Source organism: Dietzia sp. DQ12-76 (assembly GCF_014145045.1).
Taxonomy (GTDB): Bacteria; Actinomycetota; Actinomycetes; order Mycobacteriales; family Mycobacteriaceae; genus Dietzia.
On sequence record NZ_JAALDV010000291.1, the window covers coordinates 1 to 5,819 of the forward strand.

Annotated in this window: 6 protein-coding genes; 3 read left to right on the plus strand and 3 right to left on the minus strand. The window is 69.3% G+C overall.

Annotation, left to right across the window (positions count from 1 at the left end):
• Positions 1 to 1,209 (minus strand): proton-conducting transporter transmembrane domain-containing protein (locus G6019_RS10425; RefSeq protein WP_182627535.1); only part of this gene is annotated, 1,209 nt, incomplete at its 3' end.
• Between the two features lie 80 nt (positions 1,210 to 1,289).
• Here G6019_RS10425 and G6019_RS10430 point away from each other — a divergent pair.
• Positions 1,290 to 2,201: a helix-turn-helix domain-containing protein gene (locus G6019_RS10430; RefSeq protein ID WP_182613102.1), complete on the plus strand. Its 912-nt coding sequence runs from the start codon at positions 1,290 to 1,292 to the stop codon at positions 2,199 to 2,201.
• Positions 2,202 to 2,298: 97 nt separating this feature from the next.
• Entirely contained in the window at positions 2,299 to 2,895 is a 597-nt protein-coding gene (locus tag G6019_RS10435) for an HdeD family acid-resistance protein (RefSeq protein WP_182613101.1), read from the plus strand.
• A gap of 66 nt (positions 2,896 to 2,961) precedes the next feature.
• On the opposite strand, the gene G6019_RS10440 is transcribed toward G6019_RS10435, so the two are convergent.
• Entirely contained in the window at positions 2,962 to 3,399 is a 438-nt protein-coding gene (locus tag G6019_RS10440; protein WP_182613100.1) for a hypothetical protein, read from the minus strand.
• A 25-nt stretch (positions 3,400 to 3,424) separates the two neighbouring features.
• Positions 3,425 to 4,735 carry an MFS transporter gene (locus tag G6019_RS10445; RefSeq protein ID WP_309230208.1) on the minus strand — a complete coding sequence of 437 codons (1,311 nt, stop codon included), beginning with the start codon at positions 4,733 to 4,735 and terminating at the stop codon, positions 3,425 to 3,427.
• Between the two features lie 256 nt (positions 4,736 to 4,991).
• Between G6019_RS10445 and G6019_RS10450 the strand changes: the two genes are divergently transcribed.
• Positions 4,992 to 5,819: glycoside hydrolase family 3 protein (locus G6019_RS10450; protein ID WP_182627537.1), on the plus strand; the 828-nt coding region annotated here is incomplete at its 3' end.

The window sequence follows — 5,819 nt, forward strand, 5'->3', positions numbered from 1 at the left end:
TCCCAGTCCCGCCTGCCAGAGCCACAGTGCCGCCGCGAGCACCACCACGGGGACCACGACCGCTACCGCCGCGTACGCCCGGCGCGCCGAGGGTCGGAGGGCCGGTGCCGGCGGCGCGCTTCGGTCGGCGAGGTGATCGGCCACCGCGGACCCGGAGCCGAGGAAGAGCGTGGACTTGTACATCCCGTGGGCGAGCAGGTGGAACAACGCCGCGGAGTAGGCGCCGAGTGCGCAGGTCATCACCATGAATCCCATCTGTCCAACCGTGGAATAGGCCAGTGCGGACTTGAGGTCGGGCCTGGTCAACATGACGGCGGTGCCGTAGACGGCGGTGAGGGCTCCCGCGGCGAAGGCCAGGAGCATGGCGGTCACGGAGGAATCGATCATCGGATGCACCCGGATCATCAGCACCCCACCCCCGTTGACGATGCCTGCGTGCAACAGGGCCGAGAGGGGTGTCGGTGCGGCGACGGTGGCGGGCAGCCACCCCGACATCGGTATGAGCGCCGAGCGTGCGATAGCCGCCACGACGAGCATGACCGCCACCACCGCCCCCTCCGCTGAGGTCGTCGTGGGCAGATCGAGCGTGCGCAGATCCACGTTTCCCCAGTGCACCGTGGCCACGACCACTGCCGTCCACAGAGCGACGTCGCCGACGACGACCATGCGCGCCGTTCGGGCGACCGCCTGCGGCACCCAGGCGTCAGCGCGATACACCCACAACAGCCACCACAGCCCGAGACCGATGGCCGACCATGCCAGGGCCAGACCTATCAGGGTTGCCGACGTCACCATCGCCGCCGTGGCGGTGGTGATCGCCGCGGTCCCGCCGGCGAAGCGACCCGCCCGGGGATCGCCCCGCAGATACCGGCGGGAGAAGGCCTGCACCACGGCGCTCACCCCGAGCACCAGGAGCAACAGCAGGATCGAGACCCGGTCGGCGGTGAACCCGATCACCACCGACTCGGTCGACCCGGTGGTGATGACCGCGGACACCGGGCCGTCGAGTGTCACGACGACGGCGACGACCACCGCTGCCGCGGTGGCGAGGGCGGTGGCCGCCACAGCGATTCGGCCCGCGCGCCGCCCCGCGCGTCCGGCCAGACAGGTCACCACAGGACACAGCACCGACACCACCAGCAGGACGTTCACCGTCCCCCCTTCCGGCGGCTCGAACCGCCGCTCACTCGTCACCGCGACCTCGTGCATCCGGACACGTCTGTTATACGACACTAAAGACGCGTATTCAACAGTACGAATTTAGAATCGTGTTATGTAGCATGAGAACCGTGTCGGAGTGGTCTTTCCTCACCAGTCATGCGCGGGTGCTGATGTGCATCGCCCGCGTCGACCACCTGCGGGTCCACGAGATCGCTGACCGGGTCGGCATACCCGAACCGGAAGTCCGGCGAATAGTCGGAGATCTCGAGGGTGCGGGATACCTCACGCTCGACCCCGGGATCCCGAGCGGCCGATACCGGCTGGACGAGAGAGTGGCCTCCCGCGTGCCCACCGGACGGGACGCCGCCGTCCTCGACGTCTACCCCCGGGCGACCCGGCCCCCCGGTCCCGGGCCGACTCTGGCCCCGGTCACACGACTCGACTCCCGACGGTCGGCCACGACCTCTGCGTGGGCGGTGCTGTTGGTCAGCGACACACGCCATCTCGCCGCCGCGGTGAGAGGCGCCAACTCCTATATGGCCCATCTCCGACGCGTCCTACCGCCCGCCAGCCCCCAGGACACCGCGCTGGTGGGCGTCTGGGTATTCGCCGGCGACGACGGGCGCTCCCGCATGGTCATGGGCGAGGCGTCTCTGGCGGCTCGGAGCTCGGTCTCGATGTCAGGGCTGTGGACCCTGGTCTGGATCGACGTGCCACGACCACAGCGGGACGCCGGCACCGACCACGCGCGACGAGTCGCGCTGACCTCCGTCGCCTCCCGACATCCGCACGCTCCGTTCCCGGCGACCTTCTACGCCTGTTTCGCGGCAGACCACCCGCCGACGCTCATCACCTCGGAGTTACGTCGGCTCGGAGCCATCTGTCCACAGGTGGAGACCGGACGATGGTTCGTCTCCGATGAGCACGGATTCCGAGGTCCGGTCATCGAACCGGGTCCGGCCGGTGACGAGCGGGAGCCGGCCCACCCGGGCGGGGTCGCGCATGGGACGCCTCTCCACCGGGTCCCGCCTCCCCCGTGATTCACAGAACTCATGGCGCCGGTGCCGCGTCCGCGCTACGTTAAATTTCGCTGATCGCGCCTGCGGTCGTCCGCCTCTTTCGAGCGAGGTACCCAGAATGTCCACGTCCACCGCCTCACAACCCTCCGCCTCCCAGCCCACAGCTGGCCAGACCACCGCTGCCCAGGTCGCCAAGAGCGTCCGTCTCGCGCTGCTGACCGGCGGCCTACTGGCCATCGGCTTCGGTATCGCCGTCCTGGTCTGGCCGGAGAAGACCGCCGTCGCCATCACCGGCGTGCTCGCCTTCTACGCCATCGTCGGCGGGGTCGTGTACGCCTCGGTCGGCCTGCTCGCCAAGAACCACGGGACGGGCAGTCGGGTCGGTCACGTCCTGCTCGGCCTGCTGTGGGTCATCGCCGGCGTCTTCGCTTTTGTCTCACTGCAGGAATCCGCGGCCTTTCTCGCCATCTTCATCACCGTGATGATCGGCGTCATGTGGATCATCGAGGGCTTCACCGCTCTGTTCACCCTCGGCGAGTCCGGGGCGAAGGGCGTGACGATCGTGTTCGCGATCATCTCGGTCCTCGCGGGAGTCTCCCTGTTGAGCACCCCGGTGTGGGGCGCCGGCTTCCTGTGGTGGCTCCTGGGGGTCTCCCTCGTCGTGCTCGGGGCGCTCAACGTCTTCCGCGCGCTGTCCCACGGCGGTTCGCGCTGAGCGCACACACGCACGCGCCGACGGGGTCCGCGGTCTCCACGGCGACCGCGGACCCGGTCGCCGATCTCACCCGCCCGTCTCCGAGGACCGCTGCCGGGCGGCTGGCGACACGGAGGCCGGGGGCGACGTGGTCGAGGACGGAGCGGTCGGGGTGCACCAGATCACCGCGACCCCGGTGACCACGTAGACCACCTGCAGGAAGTGGAAGCCGCGAATCGAGGCGATCTCCGCGGCGATCCACACCACCATGATCCAGCCGGACAGGAGGCTGGCGGCCTGCCATCCCGGGCTCCGCTTGAGCAACGCCGTCGCGGCGAACAGCGCGCTGCCCCCGACGATCGCGAGCAGGATCACGCCGGCGAAATAGACGGTGGGGAAGTCGGTGTGCTCGATCCACGAGGGCTCGTCGGGGATCACCCCGACCATGAGCGCGAGCCCACCGCCGGCCGCGGTGACCCCGTTGAAGACCAACAGCCCGAAGAGGAGCCTGGAGACCGCGTTCATACCCCCCATTCTAGTGGCCGGCAGGTCACGAATACAGGGACTTCTTACTGGTCTCGGGGGCCAGGACGAGCGAGATGATGGTCAGCACCGACAGCCCCGCCAGGTAGTACCCGACGTAGGCGACCGAGTAGTTCTGCACGAGCCACACCGCGACGAACGGGGTCAGGGCGGCACCGAGGATGGCCGAGAAGTTGTACGCGACCCCCGAGCCGGTGTACCGGGTGTTGGTGGGGAACAGCTCCGGGAGTACGGCCGACATCGGCCCGAAGGTCAGCCCCATGAGCATCATCCCCACGCAGAGGAAGAGCAGCATCCGGGTCACGTCGAGGTCGTCACCGGTCCCGATCGCCTCGGGATCCAGCCACCAGCCGAAGCTGAGCCCGAAGGCGATGATCGCGAGGGTGACCCCGATGAGCATGCGTCGCCGCCCCAGCGCGTCGGCCAGGAGCCCCGCCACCGGCACGAACACGGCGAACAGGATGATCGCGAGCACCTGCAGGGTGAGGAACGGCCGGTACCCGTACCCCAGCCCGCCGGTGCCCTCCCCGCCGATCGCGAAGGACAGGATCCACGTGGTCATCAGGTAGAACAGGCCGTAGGTGGCCAGCATGATGAAGGTGCCGAGGATGATCTCCCGCCAGCTCTTGCGGAAGACCTCCGACACCGGCGTCTTGACCCGCTGGTCGTCCGCGATGGCCCGGGCGAAGACCGGCGTCTCCTCGATGCGGAGACGGACGTAGAGGCCGACTGCCACCATGACGATCGACAGCAGGAAAGGCAGGCGCCAGCCCCACACCAGGAACGGATCGGCCAGGTCGCTGTGTGTGGAGTCGTAGGCGAACCAGGTGGTCAACACCAGGAACAGTCCGTTGGCCAGGATGAATCCGAACGGCGCACCCAGCTGCGGCCACATCGCGGCGAAAGCCCGCTTGCCGGGTTGCGCGGTCTCGGAGGCCAGAAGAGCCGCGCCCGACCACTCGCCGCCCAGTCCGATGCCCTGGAAGAAGCGCAGGATGGTGAGCATCGCCGGGGCCCACAACCCGATCTGGTGGATGGTCGGCAGCAGTCCGATGAGGAACGTGGCGATCCCCATGGTGAGCAAGGCCCCCACGAGGGTGACCTTGCGCCCGAGCCGGTCCCCGTAGTGGCCGAAGATCACCGAGCCCAGCGGTCGGGCGACGAACGCGGTCCCGAAGGTCGCCATGGAGGCGAGCAGAGCGGCGCCCGAGTCGCCGCCGTGGAAGAAGAGCAGAGGGAAGACCGAGACCGCGGCGGTGGCGAAGATGTAGAAGTCGTAGAACTCGATGGTCGTGCCGATGAGCGAGGCGAAGATGATCCGGCGCCGGGGGACCGTCCCGGTCGGGTCGGTCGGGTCGGTCGGAACCGACGACGCACCGGTCGCGTCGGTCCGGCCGGCCGGGTCCGCCGCCGTATCGGTGGGGCCGCTGCTGTTCTCGGGGTGGGGCGAGGCGATCACCGGGGCATCGTACAGAAACCGGGCCCCGCGTCACCCCCACCGCGGTGGGCGTACGACGGTGACGAGGCACGGGCGCGTGCTACAAGAGAACGACACTCCAGGACGGGTCCACCACATGACATCAGACACCGGGTCGGCACCGACCGACCCCGACCTCGGTCTTGATCTCGACCAGCAGGCGGCGCTGGGGAGCGGCGCCTCGTTCTGGCGCACCGAGGAGCTGGCCGGGGTGCCCGAACTCGTCCTGACCGACGGGCCACACGGGGTGCGGTTCCAGTCCGGGGCCTCGGACCATCTCGGACTCGCCGAGAGCGACCCGGCCACGTGTTTCCCCCCGGCGTCGGGGCTGGCGCAGAGCTGGGATCCCGACCTGGCCCGCCGGATCGGGGCCGCGCTGGCCACCGAGGCGCTGGCCGTCGGGGTGGGGGTTCTGCTCGGTCCGGGGATCAACATCAAGCGCGACCCGCGGGCCGGCCGCAACTTCGAGTACTTCAGCGAGGACCCCCACCTCACCGGGGTCATGGCGACGCAACTCGTCCGCGGCCTGCAGGCGGGAGGCGTCGGAGCCTCGGTCAAGCACTTCGCCGCGAACAACTCCGAGCACGACCGCATGCGGGCGAGCTCCGACGTCGACCCGCGGCCGTTACGGGAGATCTACCTGCGGGCCTTCGAACGCGTGGTGCGGGACGCACGGCCGTGGTCCGTGATGACGGCGTACAACAGGATCAACGGTGTGTACGCCTCGGAGAACCGGTGGCTTCTCACCGACCTTCTGCGCGACGAATGGGGATTCGACGGGGCCGTCATCAGCGACTGGGGGGCCGTGGCGGACCGGGTGGCCTCCGTACGCGCGGGGCTGGACCTGCAGATGCCCGGGCCCGCCGACCTCGACGACGCCGACGTGGTCCACGCCGCCCGGCAGGGCGAGCTCGACCGGGCCCAT

Bases quoted from the DNA above. Each gene is read 5' to 3' on its own strand.
- G6019_RS10435 (WP_182613101.1), top strand. From the start codon at position 2,299: ATGTCCACGTCCACCGCCTCACAACCCTCCGCCTCCCAGCCCACAGCT.
- G6019_RS10440 (WP_182613100.1), bottom strand. From the start codon at position 3,399: ATGAACGCGGTCTCCAGGCTCCTCTTCGGGCTGTTGGTCTTCAACGGG.